Raw genomic sequence first — 18,709 nt, 5'->3', positions numbered from 1 at the left:
GTGGGCATAGGGATGACGGTCGTCCGGGTGGGCCATCTGCTGCCGAGGGGGCTCTCGCCCGTACCCGGCCCCGTCATCGCAGATAACCCCACAGGTACGACGTGGCATACGATCGATACGGTCGCCACGGCTCACTCCGCTGCTCCGCGGCCTTCGGCGTGATCTTTCGGTCCAGTTGATCGAGTGCCGTGATCGCTTCGCGCACCGCGAGGTCGTCGGCCGGAAAGATGTCCGGTCTGCGCAGGTAATGCAGCATGAACCTCTGCGCCGACGACCGGCCAATACCGGGCACGGCCACGAGGCTGGTGAGAATTTCGGCATCGCTCATCGTCGCGAGATTGTCGATCTCCAGCTCGCCGTCATGGATGCGTTCGCCGAGCGCGCGGATCGTCCAGGCCTTCTGGTGAGACAACCCGACGTCGCGCAGCGTCTGTTCGTCGGCCGAGATGACACGCTCGGCAGTGATGGCGCCGCCGAGTCGTGCGACCAGTCGATGGTAGATCGCCAAGCCGGATGCTCTGCTGAGCTGTCGCGAGGTGACGGCGAACGAGAACCATTCGAGCGGATCGCCCACCGTGACGGGCAGGTGCGCGTCGTAGGCATCGATCGGCCCGGCCGCCTGCACCCAGCGAGCAAGGGGGTCGTCGAGCGAGCCCAAGTACTCCGCAGCTGCTCGCTGTTCCCTGGTCGCACTCTTCCCTGTGCGAGTCATGGTCATGCCACCAACCTTGCAAATCTGGACGATATAGTCCAGTGAGAGTCTGGGCAGACCGCCAGGTACCATGCCGTCGGCGCGTTGCCATTGGTCCGTTCGGTCCAGTCAACAACGATCATGGAGTGAGTGTGATGTCGGAACGTACGGCTCTGATCACCGGCGGCACCAGCGGAATCGGGAAGGCGACCGCGCGGACTCTGCACGATCGCGGCTACCGCGTTGCCGTCACCGGGCAACGTCAGGAGAGCGTGGCTCGCGCACGGCAAGAATTGCCCGACGATGTTCTGGTTTTGCAAGCTGACGTACGGTCGCTATCGGACATCGACAAGGTCGTGTCCGAGGTCGGAGGACAGTTCGGAAGCCTGACCACGCTGTTCCTGAACGCGGGCGTCAACCGTCCGATGACGCTGGAGAATTGGGACGAATCGGGCTACGACGAGGTGTTCGCCGTCAACACGAAAGGGGTGTTCTTCACCCTGGTGAAAGCCTTGCCGCTGCTGTCCGACGGCGCTTCGGTCATTGTGACCGTGGGTATCGGAGCAACCCGCAGCCTCACCGGCAGCAGCGTCGCGGCCGGGTCGCACGGCGCGATGCTGGCCATGATCCCGACCCTTGCGCTCGAGCTCGCGCCGCGCCGGATTCGTATCAACGCGGTCAGCCCCGGAATGACCGACACTCCGATGACGAGAGCCTCGATCCGGACGGCAACCGATGACGTAGCGGGGACGATGACGGCGATGGCCGAGCACAATCCGTTCGGCCGCCTCGCGTCGCCAAAAGACGTCGCGGGGACGGTCGCTTTTCTGGCTTCGGACGATGCCGTTTACATCACCGGGCAGGAGATCGTCGTGTCCGGAGGTGCCGGGTTGGCTATCTGACCGAGCAACCTACTCTCCATCTGCGCTACCGGGGCGTGGTGTCGCGAAGGTCTCGATGTAGTCGAGAGCGGCTTCGAGGGCATCCCTGAGGGGAGAGATGCCCCGGGCGACTTGCGCGAGGAGCATGCCGCCCTGGAACGCGGCGAGGAGCAGGCTCGCGAGCTGCTCGGGGTTGGCCTCGTTGCTCAGACGGCCTTGCCGCTGCAGGCGGAGGAGCGCGTCGCGGAAGATCTCTCGCCAGTGGGCGAACGCCTCCGCCAGCTCGTCGTGAACGTCGAGGTCGGTCTTGATGATCTCGCTGGCGAGCGACCCGAGGCTGCAGCCTTCGTGGTAGGCGCGTTCATACCCGATATAGAACGCTGCCCACTTCCGGAACCCCTCGAGACTCTCGAAGCCGTCGAACTGCTCGCCGCGATGGAGCCCGAGGACACGTTCGGCCTGCCACTCGATCACCGCCAGAACGAGGCTCTCCTTGGTCGGGAAGTAGTGGTTGATCTGCGACCCGCTGACGCCGGCGGCGCGCCGGAGCTTGTCGTTGTTCGTGGCGTGGACGCCCTCGGCGTAGATGAGCGCGGCGGCGTGCTCCAGTATCCGGGCACGCGTCGCCTGCCCCTTCACGGTGAGCTGGCGGGGCTGTGGCGCTGCCGTCGTGGACTTCATGATTCACACCTTACCAAAAGTGGGCTTGACAGCCCAGTCTTGTGTGGTGTTGTATCTGGCGAGTGGGCCGCGCAGCCCAAAACCTGACCCAGGTCGGTTACCGACCACCACGCACATGGACTGGAGTGGATTTCCCATGCCGCGCCTGAACGCTCTTCCTGCCGACGAGCCCTCCGCCGACGTGCGGAGCACGCTCGACCAGGTCGGCGCGCAGTTCGGCTTCGTACCGAACATGTTCACCATGCTCGCGTCGAACCCGACCGTCCTCGATCTCGTCATGACGGTGCAGACGAAGACGAGCAGGCTCCTGGACGCGAGGACGCGCCACACGATCGCGTTGGCCGTGTCCGAAGCCGATGGCTGCGACTACTGCCTGGCGCTGCACACGGCCGGGTCCCTGAAGGGCGGCATGTCCGTGGAGGACATCGAGCTGGCGCGGGCGGGAAGCTCGGTCGATCCGAAGCGGGCTGCGGTGGCTCGCTTCGCCCAGCGGGTGATCGAGACGCGCGGACGGGTCAGTGATGCCGACCTCGCGGCCGTCCAAGGGGCCGGATACACCGATCCGGAGATCTTGGCGATCGTCACGCTGGTCGTCCGGGCGCTGCTGACCAACTACCTCAACAACGTCAACCTGACCGACGTCGACATCCCGGTCCCCGACCCGGCATGAGCGCATACCGCACTCGCGAGAACAGCGACCTGACCGGCCGAACCCTCACCCTGATCAACCCCGCTGGAAAGGGACGACATGTCCGGCTCTGAAATCTACGAGAAGTTCATGGCACTGCATACCCGAGAAGGGGGCCTCGTCATGCCGAACGCCTGGGATGGCGTGGCGGCATTGATCCTGGCGGATGCCGGCTTCGAGGCCATCGGCACGTCGTCGGCGGCCCTGGCGGCCGCGCTCGGCCGCATCGACGGACGCCACAGCATCACCCGCGACGAGCATCTCGACCACGCGCAACTGCTCGGTCGGCTCACGGGGTTGCCCGTCAACGGTGACTTCGAGGACGGCTACGGCGTCACCGCCGAGGACGTCGCCGTGACCGTGGACAGTGCCATCGCGCACGCGCTGGCCGGCATCGGGATCGAGGACACCACCGGGAATCCCGATGACCCGATCCGCGACTTCGACGACGCGGTAGGCCGGGTTCGCAGTGCGGTCGTCGCGGCGAAGCGCCGCATTGTCGTCACCGCTCGCACCGACAACTTCATCCAGGGGCGGCCCGACCTCGATGACACCATCCGACGGCTGACAGCCTTCGCCGAGGTCGGCGCCGACGTGGTCTACGCGCCGTTCCCGCCCGACCTCGAATCCCTGGTCGCGATCGTCACCGCCGTTGCGCCCACACCCGTGAATGTTCTCATCTCACCGGCGGACCAGGTACTGACCGTCTCTGCACTGCAGAAGGCCGGGGTCAAGCGCATCAGCCTCGGGCCCGCGCTCTACACGCATGCCATGGGTGCTCTCGAACAGGCGGCCGCGGCGCTGAAGGCCGGCGACATCGCCTCGGCCACGACAGGCATCAGCTTCGACCGGGTGGGCGAACTTCTCGCCCGCAAACCCTAGCCGTATCCGGCTTTCACCATCTACAACCGCTCGACTCATCATCACAGAAAGCGCGATGACATGGATCTCGACAAGCTCATGAGCAAGCACCTCAGCCGGTATTTCGACGGCAGCAAGACGATTCCGGACGAGACTCTTCAGCAGCTGCTGAAGTTCCTGCGCTCGGCTCCCACGTCGACGAACATCCAGCCGAACCACTTCTATGTCGTGTCCACCCGGGAGGGCAAGGAGCGACTGGCTGCCAACCTCGGCGAGCGGTTCCAGGACAACGCCGAGAAGATCCTCAACGCCTCGCACACCATCATCCTCACCACTCGGGGCGATGTGACCGAGCACCACCTCGAAGCGGTGTTCGCCAAGGAGCGGGCCGACGGCCGGTTCGCAGATGAGGCCAAGCAGGAGCGGTGGGAATCGATGACGCGCGACTTCCTGAGCCTGCGCCAGTACAGCTACAAGGACACCTACCACTGGATGGAGAAGCAGACCTACATGGTGATGGGTCTGACGATGATGGCCGCCGCCGAACTCGGCGTCGAGGCCATGCCACTCGAAGGCTTCGACCCCGTCACCGTGGACAAGGCCTTCAACATCCGCGCGACCGGACACACCACCACCGTGCTGCTCGCGCTCGGCTACCCCGACGAGTCGAAGCAGTACAAGACTCCGGTGTCGCGGTTCGAGCCCGAGCGTCTGTTCACCTTCGCCTGAGCGGCCCGGCCCAGGCGAACCGATCGCTAGAGGAGTAGATCAGATATGGACGGACAGGAACTCCAGAAGGTCGCGAACGAGTACGCGACAGAACTGCCGGACGTGACGTTCGAGCACCGTGACGGCCCGAACTGGGAGCTGTACAAGGTCGGCGGCAAGGTCTTCATGCTCATGACCGACATGCCGGGACACCCCGTCGTGATCCTGAAGGCCGATCCGGACGAGGCCGTTGCGCTGCGAGAGCAGTACGCAGAGATCACGACGGGCTACCACATGGACAAGAAGCACTGGATCACGGCAGCAGGTGGGCCCAGCCTCGACAAGAATCTGGTGAAGGAACTCGTTACCGACTCCTACCGGCTCGTGGTCGACAAACTCCCGAAATCCAAGCGGCCCGCGGACCCGGGCACGAGCCCGGCCGCCTGAAACCCGAAACACGCACGAACAGAATCAACACAGAAGGACAAACCATGATCGGACTCGGTGTTCGAGCCGCCAACGGCGCCCTGGAGATCCTCGACCTTCCGAACCCCCGCCAGCCTGACGCGGGCGAGCTCCTCCTGGAGGTGGTCGCGGCAGGGATCGGGCCATGGGACGCCCTGCTTCACACGGGCGGATGGGATGTCGGCCTCGTTCCGCCCGCAGCTCTGGGCGTCGAAGCCGTCGGCCGCGTCATCGCGACCGGCCCGGACGAGACCGAATTCCGCACGGGAGACCTCGTGCTGGTCCACGAGGCGCCGCTGCCTGGCGGCAGTGGCACCTGGGCAGAGCGCGTCCTGGTCCGTTCCGCGCATGTCGCACGATTGCCCGAGAACCTGGCTCCGGAGATTGCGGCGGCACTCCCGGTCGCCGGGCTCACCGCCCGGCAGGCCCTCGATGAGCTCCACGTCGACGCCACCACCCGCCTGCTCGTCGTCGGAGCCTCCGGCCCCACCGCGTCACTGGCCGTGCAACTCGCCCGCCTCCGCGGTGCCGAGATCGTCGCCGGTGCAGGGCCGGCCCGCGCCGACCAACTCCGCGCCCTCGGCGCGAGCGAGGTCATCGACACCCACGCTGACGGTTGGGTGCAGAAGAGCGATCGCCGATTCGACGCCGTCCTCATCGCCGCGACAGGCACCGCCGAGGCCGCGATCGGACTGCTCACCGACGGAGGCCGCCTCACCTCCATCACCTCGGACGCACCCGACCCGATTCGCGGAATCACCACCTCGAACCTCTACGTGCAGCCCGACGGACGTGCACTCGGCGAACTCGCGGCACTCGCCGCCTCCGGCGAACTGAGACTCGACGTCCAGACGACACCAATCAAGGACGGCGCCGCGATCGCGGACCAGGTCGCGCGCGGCCGCTCCGGTGGGGTCAAGTACGTCCTCGAACTCTGACGTCCGCGGTGCTGGCAGGCGTTGACCCCTGCGCTGGGCACGCGTCGGGCACGTCGGCTGCGTCAGGCGCGACCGGCCTCCTGGTCCGTGTAACAGTTCAAAACCACTTCTGCGTATGCGTCAGCGAGTGAACGACTACGCCCGACGATCTCGTCAACGTCCGGTGGCACTTCGTCGTGATGGGCGTCGGCGAAGGCACGGACGTCCGCCTGTCGTGCCGCGGTCTCCAGGCGACCGAACTCCACCGGTTCCCACTCACCACACGGAAAGTCCTCTCGTCCCATCTCCTCCATGGCTTCCGCCAGCTCGTCCGCTCGCTCGAACGCGTGCCTGAGCGCACCCAACTTTCCCGGGTCGGCTATGAAGTCGAAGACCTCCGCAGCGAACACCAGATGATCGACAATCTCCGCTTCGAACGGTGGACCATCGGGATCACTGACCTCAATCGCCTCGTGCAGCCTGTCCCGCACCTCTCGGACCGCGGTCGCCGGCACGGCCGGATCGGTGACGTCCTGGAGGACGAACTGTTCCGCCCGCTGGACCGCCCGGGACAACGCCTCACGCTGCTGCTCGAACCAGGGGAAGAACTTCGGATCATGCTGGAACCTGCAGTACCTAACGAGCAGCAACGCAGCCACCCGCTGTCGATCCACCGGTCGTAGCGTCGAAACCATGCCAGCATCGTCTGCAGGACTCAACGATGGCCGGCCTTTTCATACATGAGGGCGAACCTACAACACGGGTTTGGACGATGCCACCATGCCGGGGCGCATCACGGTGGACATGAGGACCTCCGGTCAGTCGGTGTGGACGTCGCAATCCCCACCGAACCCGGAGGCCCTCAGCCATCTCAGATCGAGCTTCGATGCCGTCGCCTTCTTCGTCCGCGAAGACGGAGAAGGGTGCCACCGTAGGGCCGCGGCGAGGACGTCCCGCAAGTCGTCGTCCTGTGCGTTCTCGAGCGCGTTGTGCGACAACAGGTGGAGTCGCTCCTTGCGGAATGGCTGCGGTCCCTGTCCGTGCCGCGCCCGCCCCTGTCCGCCGACCAGACCGCCGCATGCCCCGCCGCGAAGTCACCACCCAACGAACGCTGTCCGGCAACGGCAGCTGCAACCGCAGCCACGCCTGGCGTGATGCCTGCACCTACACCGCGATCGACAAACGTCAACCCATCAGCCGCTTAACCAACCTCAATGGGTAGTACACCCAGGTCCGGCCGACCACCCTGGCTCCGCAGACGGCAGCACCTGTGGGGCGCGATTGGCTTCGCTGCGGTCGTCGGCCCGTGCTGCGCCGTCTCCGCGCCCGGCGGGCCGCCGCCTTTCCACACCGGCGCACCAGCCACAGCGCGCTACCTCGGCGTTGCACCTACTTCCCAACACACTTCCGGCACCGGAACTTATCGCAGGGTGAGCGGGGTTTCGGATTCGACGCGGGTCAGCTTCTCCGGGTTGCGGACGTAGTAGAGGCCGGCGATGCGGGCGTCCTCGACACGGATCGCCAGAACGCCGTCGATTTCGCCGTCCAGGCGTACAAGGAGAGCGGGGTTGCCGTTGACCATGGTCGGTTCACCGGTGAGCACGCCTTCGACCTTGCCCAGACCACCGAAGAACATCCGGGCCACCTTCTCAGCACCGGTGATTGGTCGCAGCGCGGCGTGCTTAACGCCGCCTCCGTCTCCGACCAGGACGACGTCGGGTGCAAGCACGTCGAGGAGACCCTGCAGGTCCCTGGTCTCGACCGCGCGCTGAAACGCCGCCAGCGCCGCCCGGGTCTCGCTTGGGGAGACGACCTGGCGGGGGCGGCGGGCATCGACGTGTCGGCGGGCGCGGTGGGCGATCTGATGGACGGCCGCAGGGCTCTTGCCGACGGCGGTCGCGATCTCGTCGTAGCTGACATCGAAGGCCTCACGCAGCACGAAGACGGCGCGCTCGGTCGGCGACAGTGTCTCCAGGACGATCATGAGTCCCATCGACACACTCTCGGCGAGTTCGATGTCCTCGGCCACGTCCGGCGCAGTGAGCAGCGGATCGGGCAGCCAGGGGCCGACGTACGCCTCTTTTCGGCGTTTCATTGTGCGTAGCCGGTTCAGTGACTGCCGGGTGGTGATCCGGACCAGGTAGGCGCGCTGGTCGCGGACGTGCTCGGCGTCGGCCGCCGATCCGAGCACCTCGTACGCGACGGTGAAGAGCAGGTTGCGGTGGACGACGAAGGTGTCGGTCGCCGAATCGGGGGTGTGGTTCACATCGCGACCCTTCTTCTTCGTGGGCCTCCCTGGCAGTGGAAGCCGTCGATCGTGCGTCGAATCACCCGCGCCAACCCGACACCACCACCCCGCCAGCGGCACATCGTCGTCAACCGGTGAAAGGCTCGAGGGCGAAGCGGCCCCATGCGATGAAGCCGGCAAGCGCCACATAACCCAGATTGACCAGGACCAGCTTGAACTGACCAAGGCGGACGTGGATGATCGCCGCGCCGACCATGAGCAGTACCCAGCAGGCGGCGGTCACCGGCACCATGAACGGTGCGATGTCGAGCGCGGCAGCCAGGACCAGGCCAACCGCGGCCAGGAGCTCGAGGACCCCGATCGTCTTGATGAAGCCGAGGCTCGCGTGTCTGGTCCATTCCCCCCCCATTGAGTACGGCCAACTTTTCCTTGGGTACGAACATCTTGGTGGTGCCGCCGGCTAGGGAGACTGCTGCCAGCAGCGCGGTAGCGATCCAAAGAGCGAGGTTCATCGCGTTTCCTTGCCATGCGCGGGTGGCTCGGTGTCTTGGGACCTTGCGGCGCGGGCCGGAGTTCCCATGGGACATCGTCGGTAGGGGGGTAGCTGTGCGAGCTGGGATCGCCGAGGCGTGTCCCAGGCTGTCGTTCAGTGGGTGGCCGGCTCCTCGCCGCGCTTGGCCCGCAGCAACTCCTGGCGTTTGTCGTCCTTGACCCAGGTGAGCGAGCCGGGCTTGCGTGCCTCGTTCGTCAGGTGCTTGACGGTGTGCTGGCAGACGAATTCCTTGAGTCTCGCGCCTGGGCTGCCGCCGATGTACAACCCGTTCGCGGTGTCGTCCTTGAAGGCGAACTGGAAGATGCCAGCGCGACGCCCCAGGCTGATGCACTGGCCGAAGAACCCCAGGTTGATGGGCGTCGGCTGCTTGCCCGCGATCTTGGCCAGCACTGTGTCGGCGGCGTGTGCGCCGATCCTCGTCGCGGCCTGGCAGCTCATTCTGAACGGCAGGTCGGACGGGGCGGCCGAGTCGCCGGCCGCGACGATGTGTACGTCGTCCACGCTGGTCAACGTCTCGTCGGTTAGCAGGCGGCCCAGCGCGTCGGTGCTCAGCCCGCTGCGGGCGGCCAGGTCCGGCACGCCGAACCCGGCGGTCCAGATGGTCACCGTGCTCGGCACCGCTCGGCCGTCGCCGAGCCGCACGGCGTCGCGAATCACCGCCGTCACCTTCGCGCCGTCGAGGACGGTTACACCCAGCTTGGCCAGCCGCTTGGCGACCGAGCGCCGACCACGGGCGTGCAGATATGGGCCGAGTAGCCCGCCGCAGACCAAGGTCACGGTACGGCCCGCCTCCGCCAGCTCGGCGGCGGTCTCGAGGCCGGTCGGACCGGCTCCGACAACCGTCACCGGTGCGGTTGTGGGAGCGGGGTTGAGGACGGGCCGCAGCTGCTGTGCCTCCTCCAGCGTGGCGATCGGGTAGGCGAACTCGGCCGCGCCGGGCACGCCCGGGCCGGCGCTGCCACTGCCCACGGCGTAGATCAGGTAGTCGTAGCCGACCGTGCCTCCGGCCGCCAACGTCACGCTGCGTCTGGTTGCGTCGATCCGTGTCACCGTGTCGACCACCAGCCGGACGCCCTCGGCCAGGACTTCTCGATAGTCGACGACCGCGTCGTCGGACCCGCCCACCACCTGGTGCAGGCGGATCCGCTCGACAAACATGCGGCGCGGGTTGATCAACGTCAGGGCCACGTCATCGCGCTGCATCAGACGATTGGCCGCCATGACACCGGCGTACCCGCCGCCAACCACGACCACATCAATGTGCCCAGTCATAGTGGCTCCTCCATTGTCAGGGGTTCGGCCTCAAGACACCGCGTGACCGTCTGTGCTGACATCGCGTGAGGCAGACCACTCCCAGGCTCGGGATCGACAAGCGCAGGCCGTACCTTCGGCGTCGATGCAGCTGGGGACCGTGCCACCGTCCCGATCACTGGCAGGGCAACGCCTGCGACGGGTTACGAGATGCCCTTTAGGGCGTGTCCTGTCGATCTTGTAGTGGTTGATGGTTGACGATATGCTGGTGGTGCGTCGTGGTGAGTTGACTGATGAGGCGTGGGTGGTGATTGCGCCGCTGCTTCCGGAGCCGGGTGGTGCGCGGGGGCGGTGGCGGGATCATCGTCAGGTCATTAACGGGATCTTGTGGAAGCTGCGTACGGGTGCGCCGTGGCGTGACCTGCCGGAACGTTTCGGGCCGTGGAAGACCTGCCACGAGCGGTTGCGCCGGTGGACCGCTGACGGGACGTGGGGTCGGATCCTGGCCGCGGCGCAGGTGTATGACGACGGGACACCGGTGCAGTGGACGATCAGCATCGACTCGTCGGTCGTGCGGGCGCACCAGCATGCCGCTGGCGCCCGTAAAAAGGGGGCTCCCCGACAAGTCCGGCGACGCCTGGTGCGCAGGATGGCGAGGCCATCGGCCGGTCCCGGGGAGGGCTGAGCACGAAGATCCACCTCGCCGTCGACGGACGCGGCCGGCCGCTGTCGATCCTGCTCACCCCCGGCCAGGCCGGCGACAACCCGCGACTGTTGGCGTTGCTCGACGCGATCCGCGTCAACGAGCCGGGACCCGGCCGGCCTCGCAAACGGCCCGATGTGCTGATCGCCGACAAGGGCTACGCCCACGACTCGACCCGGCGAGCCCTGCGCTCCCGGGGAATCAAACACGTCATCCCCGAACGCTCTGACCAGGTCGCCCGCCGCGCCGCCAAGGGCAGCACCGGCGGACGACCACCGGCCTTCGACAAGGCGATCTACCGCAAACGCAACGTCGTGGAACGCTGCTTCAACCGGCTCAAACAGTGGCGGGACCTGGCCACCCGCTACGCCAAACGCGCATCCCTCTACCAGGCCAGCCTCGTCCTCATCGCCGCCATCATCTGGCTTCCATGATCGACAGGACACGCCCTAGTCCACGTCACCCGGCGACGGTAGTCAATCCTGATGTAGCGGTGTGTCCTCCGCGGTCGCACACGGTGGCACTTCTCGACACTCGGCGTCACCGCTCGCACGCTCTGCCGGTGTACGGTCCAGTCCTGCGGGGATAGCAGGCCGTGGCCCTATCCCAAGTCCTCTACCTGGGGGGTGGGCATGCCATGGTGAAGAAGCCGGACACCATCGGTGCCAGGATCCGGTACTGGCGGATGCGCCGCGGCGGGATGACCCAGGCGGTGCTCGCCGGGCTCGCCGGTGTCACCCAGTCCTACGTCTCGCAGATCGAGTCGGGTCGGAAGACGATCGACCGTCGCTCCACGCTGGTCGCTCTCGCGGCTGCCCTCCAGGTCACGGTGGCCGACCTGCTCGGCCAGGGCACCGAGTCCGGCGATCCCGCCCGCGAGAGCGCCGCCGAATGCGTACCGGCGATCTGGTCGGCGCTGATCGAGATCGAGGACGGCGAACGCCGTCCGCCGACCTACACGAAGGACCAGCTCAACGCCGAGATCGCCCGCAGCGATCAGCTTCGCAACTCCTGCAACTACCCGGCGATGGCTCGCATGCTCCCTGGTCTACTGCTCGAAGCCGCTGCCGTGGGCGGGGCCGCGCTCGCTCAGGTCGCGTACCAGGCGTCCACCTGTCTGCGTCACCTCGGTTACCGGCACCTGGCGCTCAATGCCGCTCGGGTGTCCGTGCTGGCTGCTGAGGATATAGAAGATCGGGCATGGTTAGGCGCATCTCGCTTCGCGTATGCGCAGAGCCTTCCGATCGAATCTGCACGGTTGGCTGCCAGAGCTGCCGATCGGTCGCTGGCGGAGCTTCAGGGAAGTGCCTCCGATGTCCGCGTGCGTCAAATGCTTGGCCAGCTGCACCTCACGGCCGCGCTGGCCTCGACCGTGGATGGTCGTCCGGATGTTGCCCGCGATCACCTCGCGGAGGCCGCGCATGAGGCGGCGAGTTTGGGAGATCCGGCTGACGGCGGCGGCTTCAACGGTTGTTGCTTTGGGCCGACCAACGTAGGGCTCTGGCAGATGTCCATCGCGGCGGAACAGGGCGAGTCCGGCAGAGTGATCGAGCTGTCCCGGACGGTACGACCACAGGTGCTGGTGGCATCGAATCGCCAGCTGTCCTACTGGCTTGATGTTGGACGAGCGCTGGCGGACGGCGGTCGCCGGGACGCGGAGGCCCTTGCTGCCTTCGTGCAGGCCGAGCGGGCCGCGCCGATTCCGTTCGCCATCAACCCCCTCGCCCGCGACGCGGTGGTGGCTCTTGCGCAGCGCGCCCAGCGCCGTGCCATCCCGGACGAGCTGCGGCTGCTCGCCGGTCGGATCGGCATTGACCTGGTCGCATAACTGCCAGTAATCGGCCGATCACCAATCCGCCCTAGTGTCCGGTTCGGGGCGCGAGTGCGTCCCGCTGGCCTGATGCGGCGGTGATCGGCGCGAGGATCACCGTTGCTCCTTCACGGAGTAGGCGGAGATGAGCGATCACGGTGACAGCACCTCGGAGAGCCGGGGTGAGCGGTCGGAGGCGGCCGAGCGGGAGGCCGCCAAGCGGCGACTCCTGGCCCAGGCGGAGGCGGATCGCGTACCGGCGGAGGAGACCACCCGTGCCGTCCCGGACCGGCGGTGGCGGCGTGACCGCTGACGAGCTGCCGATCGGCCGTCGGGTGGCGCGCTGGCGGGTTCGGCGGCAGATGACCCAGCAGATGCTGGCCGACCGGCTGCGCAGGTCGAAGAGCTGGGTGGACAAGGTCGAACGTGGCGTCCGCCCGCTGGACCGGTACTCGGTGATCCAGGAGTTGGCCCAGGTGCTGCGGATCGACCCGGAGCTGCTGCTCGACCGGCACCGGCCGCCGGTCACCGCGGGCCCGCTGGACGGGGTGGACGACGTCCGGGCTGCGCTCGCCCGCTACGACATCCCGCAAGCCCCGGTGCAGACAGTGGACGAGCTGCGAGGGCTGGTCGGGCACGCCTGGTTGAGTTTCCAGCACGCGCACTATCCGCAGCTGGTGCGCGTGCTGCCGGGGCTGCTCGACGCCGTCCAGGGCGCACGATGCGCGGAGCTGCTGGTGCCGGCGTACCGGATCACCTCGTCGCTGCTAGTGAAGCTCGGCGAGGCCGACCTGGGCTGGCTGGCCGCCGACCGGGCGATGTCCGTCGCGAACGGCGACCCGGTCCGGTCGGCGACGGCGGCCGTCGCGGTCGGGCAGGCGCTGCGGGCGCTCGGCCGGGAGCGGCTGGCCCTCGCGGCGACCCTCGCCGCCGCGGAGCGCCTGGCGGTTGACAGGCGACGACCGCCGGGGGAGTGGGCGGTCCGCGGGACGTTGCTGCTCCAGGCCGCCCTGGCCGCCGCCGGCTCCGGCGACGGCCGCCGCGCCGACGAGCTGACCGACCGGGCCGCCGGGATCGCCGCCCGGCTCCGGGGGTACGACGATGCGCACCGGACCGGCTTCGGGCCGGTCGCCGTCGAGCTGGCCCGGGTGGTGGCGGCCGTCGAGCGGGGTGACGCCGGGGCGGCGGTGCGGCGGCATCCGGCGATCGTGCGGCGGGCGGCGTGGCGGCTGCTGCCGGCCGAGTGCCGGGGTGCCTACCTGGTCGACGTCGCGCGGGCGTACCTCCAGCTCGGTGACGTGCGCGGGGCGGCCCGCGCGCTGGTCGACGCGGAGAGCGTCGCGCCGGCCGAGGTCCGGTGCCGGCCCTCGGCGCGTACGGTGATCGCCGAGGTCGCTCGGGCGCACCCGGCGCCGGCCGGGGTGGCGCGCCTGGCGGCGCTGGTCGGCCTCACCCGGTGAACGGCCGTCCTCCCCGAGCCCGGTCGGTCAGCGCAGTGAGCGGAAGCCGTCGCGGATCTCCTGCGTGAGCAGGTGTGGCTGTTCCCAGGCCGCGAAGTGCCCGCCGACGTCGAGCCGGTTGTAGTGGACGAGGTTCGGGTACGCCTGCCGCGCCCAGCTCAGCGGAGCCTGGAAGAGCTCGTCGGGGAAGACGCTCACGGCCGCCGGGACGGTGACGCCCTTGGGGGCGAAGAAGGAGTACGCGTTCATGGCGTAGAGGCGGGCCGAGGAGACGCCGGTGTTCGTCAGCCAGTAGAGCGTGATGTTGTCGAGGACGTCGTCTCGCGACAGGCCCCCCTCGTTCCCGGCGAAGGCGCGGGAGATCAGGTCGAGGCTGCGCGCGTCGTGGTCGAGCATGAAGGCCGCCAGGCCGACGGGCGAGTCCGCCAGCGCGGTCAGGGTCTGCGGGCGGGTGCCCATGATCAGCGCGTACGCCGCGTGCTTCCAGAAGAAGTTCAACTGCTCGCAGGCGCGCATCTCGTCGGCCGACAGGTTGGAGGGCAGTTGGCCCATCGCGTCGTTCAGCCCGGTGATGTCGGACTGGAAGAGTTTGTCGATGTCGGCGGGGACGACGCAGGGCATGCTGGAGTGGATGCCGGCCAGCTCCGGGGGTGCCTGCGCGCCCAGCAGGTCCGTGACGACCGCTCCCCAGTCGCCGCCCTGCGCCACGAAGCGCGAGTAGCCCAGGCGCCGCATCAGCTCCGTCCAGGCGCTCGCGATGTGGTCCGGCCCCCAGCCGGGGTCTGTCGGTTTGCCGGAGAAGCCGTAGCCGGGCATCGACGGGATCACCAGGTGGAAGGCGTCCGACGCCGGAGCGCCGTGCGCCGTGGGGTCGGTGAGCGGGCCGATGATCTTGAGCTGCTCGATGACGGAACCCGGCCACCCGTGCGTGACGATGAGCGGCAGCGCGTCCTCGTGCTTCGAGCGGACGTGGAGGAAGTGGATGTCCACCCCGTCGATCTGGGTGACGAACTGCGGCAGGGAGTTCAGCGTCGCCTCGACCCTGCGCCAGTCGTACTCCTTCTCCCAGTAGCGGGCGAGCGCCTGGATGGTCGCCAGCTGCACACCCTGCGACTGGTCCGCGACGGTCTCCCGCTCCGGCCAGCGCGTCGCCGCGATCCGGGTACGCAGCGCGGTCAGCTCCGTCTCCGGAATCTCCACCGTGAACGGTCGGATCTCCGCGATGCCCGGCCGGGCTTCGGTCTTGACGGCCATGCGGGCCACCTTTCCCCTGTTGTGGAGCCGAGCGGAAGTCTTCGGCCCGCCGCCCGTCGAGCAGCTCCGTGCGCACTCCGCCGGCACGTCTTGCCGTGGTCGCTCTCCTCGGTGGGGCGCCGTCGCTCAGGGTGGGCATCCGGGCGCCCACGGGCCCGCTGCCCGGTCATTTTCCGGGGCGGCAACGGTGGCGGAGCCGTCTGTCCCAGAGCCTAGAGCGCTTTATGTCCCGTCGCGGCGATACCGCGATCCGGGCCATCGCCCCGGTCGCCCCTGACCGCCGGCCGGGGCGACCGGCTCACAGCGGAGGCGGGCAGCGGTCCGGAAGGGTGACCTGCCCCGGCTGGTGGCGGAACGTCGTCATCGTGAACCACTCGTCGAGCGCGGGATCGAAGAGGTTCTGGAAGCCGAACTGCAACACCTGCCACCACTGGCTGGGGTTCCGCTGGTCGACGTAGACGTCGCCGAGCGCGATGGGGAAGCGGAAGTTCTCCCCCGGCTGGGTGGAGCCGCCGACGACGCCGACCCGCCAGTGATCGACGTGCCGGTCCTTCGTGCCCTGGAGGATCTCCGGCCCGACGAAACGCGCGGTCTTCAGCAGGTCGTTGAGGATCTGACGGTTGAAGAAGCCCACCCGGTCGCACTGGCGCGGCGGGGTCGCCGGGATGCCCGGCCACTTGTAGGTGAGCGTGTAGAGCGTGTTGCGGTAGATCACGTTCGTGAACCAGATGGGGTGTTCCGGGCCTCCCGCGATCATCTGGCTGTCGCCGGCCCGGCCCTGCCAGGTGAAGGGCACGTCGATGCCGAGGTCGCGGACGATGTAGCGGCCCTCGCCCCGGAAGTCGGCCGGCAGCAGCGGGGGGCGGGGCTCCTCGAAGACGGGCGGGTCGCCTGCCGCCTGCCCGAGGCCGGCGACGGCCGCCTCGTCGGCGGCTGTGGTGTTCGCGGCCTGGGTCGGGTTCGGTAGCGGGGGATCGTCCACCGGACCGGGCGCGATCAGGGCGAGGGCGAGCGCGCCGGTGGCACTCGCCGAGACCAACCGTCGGAGTGCTCGCGCGCGTGCCATCTGCCCTTCCAAGGTGGGAACGGCTCGAAGCCGACGAGCCAGGGATGAATCGGTAGTTTCTTCGCGAATCGTAATCGCCGGGACGTTGATCGACTCGGCTCCTGGAAGTCGGGGTGTTTGAGGGCCGCCGATGCCCCGACTTCACGGAGCTCGAGATCGTGCACTCGGCGATCTTGAACAACCGGACGTTCTCCCTGGAAGCGGGCACGTCGGGCCGCCCGACGGCATAGCGTCACGGTGGCGGGCACCGGCACCGCCACACCGCCGACCGGCGGCCACGCCCTGCGGAGGGACCGACGTGAACCGAATCGACGGAGTGCTCCTGCCCGAACTGGACTCGCCCGTCCGCGACCCCCACCTGCCCCGCGCCCTCGGGTGGCTGAGCCTCGCCCTCGGGGCCGGCGCCGTGGCCGCACCCGGCCCGCTCGCCCGGCTCACCGGCGTCGACGACTCACCGGCCGCCGCCGCGGTCATCCCGGCCCTCGGCGCCCGCGAGCTGGGCCACGGCCTCGGCCTGGTCGCCGGCCGCCGGCTCTCCGGCTGGGCCTGGACCCGGGTCGCGGGCGACGCGATGGACCTGAGCCTGCTCGGGTGGGCGATGACCGACCGGCGCGGTGAGCGGCGGCGCCGGCTCGCCCTCACCACGGCCGTGGTCGCCGGCATCACCGCCCTCGACCTGCTCTCCGCGCTCAGTGCCGGGCGCGCCCGCCGGGCCCGCGAACGGACCATCCGCATCAGCATGGCCGTCACGGTCAACCGCACCCCGGCCGAGGCGTACCGGTACTGGCGGGACATGGAGAACCTGCCCCGGTTCATGTCGCACGTGGAGGCGATCCGCGCGATCGACCTCCGCCGGTCGCACTGGATGGTGCGGGGGCCCGCCGGGCGGCACATCGAGTGGGACGCGGAGATCGTCGACGACCAGCCGAACCGCTCGATCGCCTGGCGGTCGCTGCCCGGCACACCGGTGCCCAACGCCGGCCGGGTCCGCTTCGTGCCCGCCCCCGGTGAGCGGGGCACCGAGGTGCGCGTCCAGCTCGGCTACGTGCCCCCGGCCGGAGCGGTCGGCCGGGCCGTGGCGAAGCTCTTCGGCGAGGAGCCGGAGCAGCAGGTCCGCGACGACCTGCGCCGGTTCAAGCAGGTGCTGGAGACCGGCGACGTGGTCCGCTCCGACGGCAGCCCGGACGGGATCTCGGTACGCCAGCAGGTCATGCAGCGCCCCGCCCAGCCGCTGCCCAGCGGTATGCGCCGCTGAGCCGTTCGATGCGTGAGGAGGAGCAAGGATGAAGGCCACCGCCTGGATGGGCCGCGACAGCGTCAAGGTCGTCGACGTGCCGGACCCGACGATCCTGAGCCCCCGGGACGCGATCGTGCGGGTCAGCACGACCGCGATCTGCGGCTCCGACATGCACCTCTACCACGGCTACATCCCCGCCATGCGCAAGGGCGACGTCCTCGGGCACGAGTTCATGGGCGAGGTGGTCGAGGTCGGTCCGCAGGTACGCAACCTGCGTCCGGGCGACCGGGTGGTGGTGCCCTTCCCGATCGCCTGCGGACACTGCACCTCCTGCCAGCGCGGCCTCTACTCGGTCTGCGAGAACTCCAACCCGAACGCCGGCATCGCCGAGAAGATCATGGGGCACTCGCCGGCGGGCATCTTCGGCTACTCCCACCTGCTGGGTGGTTACGCCGGCGGCCAGGCCGAGTACGTCCGGGTGCCGTTCGCCGACGTCGGGCCGTTGAAGGTGCCCGACGAGGTGCCCGACGAGCAGGCCGTCATGCTCGCCGACGTCCTCCCGACCGGCTACATGGGCGCGGAGATGTGCGACATCAAGCCCGGTCAGCTGGTCGCCATCTGGGGGGCCGGCCCGGTCGGGCTGCTCGCCGCCGCCAGCGCCCGGCTGCTCGGCGCGGACCGGGTCTTCGTCATCGACAGGTACCCGTACCGGCTGCGGCTGGCCCGGGAACACGCCGGCGCCGAGACCATCAACTACGAAGAGACCGACGTGCTGGACGCGCTCAACGAGCTGACCGCCGGCCGTGGCCCGGACGCCTGCATCGACGCCGTTGGCCTGGAGGGTCACCACGGCAACGCGGCCATCTACGCGTACGACCGTGTGAAACAGGGGGTACGCGCGGAGACCGAACGGCCGCCCGCGCTGCGCCAGGCGATCCTGGCCTGCCGCAGCGGCGGGGTCGTCTCGGTGGTGGGCGCGTACGGGGGCTTCGTCGACAAGTTCCCGATGGGCGCGTTCATGAACCGGGCGCTGACCATGCGTACCGGGCAGTGCCACGTGCAGCGCTACATGCGGCCGCTGCTGGAGCGCATCCAGCGCGGGGAGATCGACCCGAGCTTCATCGTCAGCCACCGGATGCCGCTCAAGGACGCCCCGAAGGGCTACAAGATCTTCCAGAAGAAGCAGGACGAGTGCTCCAAGGTGCTGCTCACCGTCTGACCGCCCCGCCCCGCCC

At 68.6% G+C, this 18,709-nt stretch carries 20 protein-coding genes; 12 read left to right on the top strand and 8 right to left on the bottom strand.

Features of this window, described 5'->3' with window-relative positions; genetic code table 11:
• Positions 1–73: 73 nt before the first annotated feature.
• A complete protein-coding gene (locus tag E1211_RS02990) occupies positions 74–718 on the bottom strand; it encodes a DNA-3-methyladenine glycosylase (protein WP_165947151.1) in 645 nt (214 codons plus the stop codon).
• 128 nt (positions 719–846) lie between these two features.
• Between E1211_RS02990 and E1211_RS02985 the strand changes: the two genes are divergently transcribed.
• Positions 847–1,593 carry an SDR family oxidoreductase gene (locus tag E1211_RS02985; RefSeq protein WP_132345228.1) on the top strand — a complete coding sequence of 249 codons (747 nt, stop codon included), beginning with the start codon at positions 847–849 and terminating at the stop codon, positions 1,591–1,593.
• Positions 1,594–1,602: 9 nt separating this feature from the next.
• Here E1211_RS02985 and E1211_RS02980 read toward each other — a convergent pair whose 3' ends face one another.
• Positions 1,603–2,253 carry a TetR/AcrR family transcriptional regulator gene (locus E1211_RS02980; protein WP_132345110.1) on the bottom strand — a complete coding sequence of 217 codons (651 nt, stop codon included), beginning with the start codon at positions 2,251–2,253 and terminating at the stop codon, positions 1,603–1,605.
• A 136-nt stretch (positions 2,254–2,389) separates the two neighbouring features.
• Here E1211_RS02980 and E1211_RS02975 point away from each other — a divergent pair, with 136 nt between their 5' ends.
• From E1211_RS02975 to E1211_RS02955, 5 genes are all read left to right on the top strand, one after another.
• Positions 2,390–2,923: a carboxymuconolactone decarboxylase family protein gene (locus E1211_RS02975; protein WP_132345108.1), complete on the top strand. Its 534-nt coding sequence runs from the start codon at positions 2,390–2,392 to the stop codon at positions 2,921–2,923.
• A 78-nt stretch (positions 2,924–3,001) separates the two neighbouring features.
• The gene (locus tag E1211_RS02970; protein ID WP_132345106.1) at positions 3,002–3,823 is read left to right on the top strand and encodes an isocitrate lyase/phosphoenolpyruvate mutase family protein; all 822 of its coding nucleotides are present in this window, start codon (positions 3,002–3,004) and stop codon (positions 3,821–3,823) included.
• Between the two features lie 60 nt (positions 3,824–3,883).
• A complete protein-coding gene (locus E1211_RS02965) occupies positions 3,884–4,531 on the top strand; it encodes a nitroreductase family protein (protein ID WP_132345104.1) in 648 nt (215 codons plus the stop codon).
• 45 nt (positions 4,532–4,576) lie between these two features.
• Positions 4,577–4,957 (top strand): MmcQ/YjbR family DNA-binding protein, encoded by a 381-nt coding sequence (locus E1211_RS02960; RefSeq protein WP_132345102.1) that lies wholly within the window; start codon positions 4,577–4,579, stop codon positions 4,955–4,957.
• 44 nt (positions 4,958–5,001) lie between these two features.
• Positions 5,002–5,913, top strand: coding sequence for an NADP-dependent oxidoreductase (locus E1211_RS02955; protein WP_132345100.1), 912 nt, complete (start codon positions 5,002–5,004; stop codon positions 5,911–5,913).
• A gap of 62 nt (positions 5,914–5,975) precedes the next feature.
• Here the strand turns inward: E1211_RS02955 and E1211_RS02950 are convergent, their stop codons facing one another.
• The 4 genes from E1211_RS02950 to E1211_RS02935 all read right to left on the bottom strand — a co-directional run bounded on the left by E1211_RS02950 (position 5,976) and on the right by E1211_RS02935 (position 9,965).
• The gene (locus E1211_RS02950; protein ID WP_132345098.1) at positions 5,976–6,587 is read right to left on the bottom strand and encodes a hypothetical protein; all 612 of its coding nucleotides are present in this window, start codon (positions 6,585–6,587) and stop codon (positions 5,976–5,978) included.
• Positions 6,588–7,312: 725 nt separating this feature from the next.
• Positions 7,313–8,158, bottom strand: a complete 846-nt coding sequence (locus E1211_RS02945; protein WP_132345226.1) for a sigma factor-like helix-turn-helix DNA-binding protein — start codon at positions 8,156–8,158, stop codon at positions 7,313–7,315.
• A 109-nt stretch (positions 8,159–8,267) separates the two neighbouring features.
• The gene (locus E1211_RS02940; RefSeq protein ID WP_207915196.1) at positions 8,268–8,549 is read right to left on the bottom strand and encodes a DoxX family protein; all 282 of its coding nucleotides are present in this window, start codon (positions 8,547–8,549) and stop codon (positions 8,268–8,270) included.
• 237 nt (positions 8,550–8,786) lie between these two features.
• Entirely contained in the window at positions 8,787–9,965 is a 1,179-nt protein-coding gene (locus tag E1211_RS02935) for an NAD(P)/FAD-dependent oxidoreductase (protein ID WP_132345096.1), read from the bottom strand.
• A 250-nt stretch (positions 9,966–10,215) separates the two neighbouring features.
• Between E1211_RS02935 and E1211_RS02930 the strand changes: the two genes are divergently transcribed.
• From E1211_RS02930 to E1211_RS02920, 4 genes are all read left to right on the top strand, one after another.
• A protein-coding gene (locus tag E1211_RS02930) for an IS5 family transposase (RefSeq protein ID WP_132345224.1) occupies positions 10,216–11,081 on the top strand; the annotation gives its coding sequence in 2 pieces (ribosomal slippage) (positions 10,216–10,549 and positions 10,549–11,081; 867 coding nt in all).
• Positions 11,082–11,284: 203 nt separating this feature from the next.
• Positions 11,285–12,475: a helix-turn-helix domain-containing protein gene (locus tag E1211_RS02925; RefSeq protein WP_132345094.1), complete on the top strand. Its 1,191-nt coding sequence runs from the start codon at positions 11,285–11,287 to the stop codon at positions 12,473–12,475.
• A 127-nt stretch (positions 12,476–12,602) separates the two neighbouring features.
• On the top strand, positions 12,603–12,770 hold the full coding sequence (locus E1211_RS32310) for a hypothetical protein (RefSeq protein WP_165947150.1): 168 nt from the start codon (positions 12,603–12,605) through the stop codon (positions 12,768–12,770).
• Positions 12,760–13,917 carry a helix-turn-helix domain-containing protein gene (locus E1211_RS02920; RefSeq protein ID WP_132345092.1) on the top strand — a complete coding sequence of 386 codons (1,158 nt, stop codon included), beginning with the start codon at positions 12,760–12,762 and terminating at the stop codon, positions 13,915–13,917. The genes E1211_RS32310 and E1211_RS02920 overlap by 11 nt, the downstream gene beginning before the upstream one ends.
• 27 nt (positions 13,918–13,944) lie before the next feature.
• Here E1211_RS02920 and E1211_RS02915 read toward each other — a convergent pair whose 3' ends face one another.
• Together E1211_RS02915 and E1211_RS02910 are read right to left on the bottom strand one after the other, a co-directional pair.
• A complete protein-coding gene (locus E1211_RS02915) occupies positions 13,945–15,171 on the bottom strand; it encodes an epoxide hydrolase family protein (protein ID WP_132345090.1) in 1,227 nt (408 codons plus the stop codon).
• 298 nt (positions 15,172–15,469) lie between these two features.
• Positions 15,470–16,237, bottom strand: a complete 768-nt coding sequence (locus tag E1211_RS02910; RefSeq protein ID WP_132345088.1) for a hypothetical protein — start codon at positions 16,235–16,237, stop codon at positions 15,470–15,472.
• Positions 16,238–16,535: 298 nt separating this feature from the next.
• Here E1211_RS02910 and E1211_RS02905 point away from each other — a divergent pair, with 298 nt between their 5' ends.
• Both E1211_RS02905 and E1211_RS02900 read left to right on the top strand, forming a co-directional pair.
• On the top strand, positions 16,536–17,492 hold the full coding sequence (locus E1211_RS02905) for an SRPBCC family protein (RefSeq protein ID WP_132345086.1): 957 nt from the start codon (positions 16,536–16,538) through the stop codon (positions 17,490–17,492).
• Between the two features lie 28 nt (positions 17,493–17,520).
• The gene (locus E1211_RS02900; RefSeq protein WP_132345084.1) at positions 17,521–18,693 is read left to right on the top strand and encodes a zinc-dependent alcohol dehydrogenase; all 1,173 of its coding nucleotides are present in this window, start codon (positions 17,521–17,523) and stop codon (positions 18,691–18,693) included.
• The last annotated feature ends 16 nt before the right edge of the window (positions 18,694–18,709 follow it).

This window comes from Micromonospora sp. 15K316, assembly GCF_004348525.1.
GTDB lineage: Bacteria > Actinomycetota > Actinomycetes > Mycobacteriales > Micromonosporaceae > Micromonospora.
The sequence above is the reverse complement of the archived record's forward strand: the minus strand, read 5'-3'. Positions and strand labels throughout refer to the sequence as shown.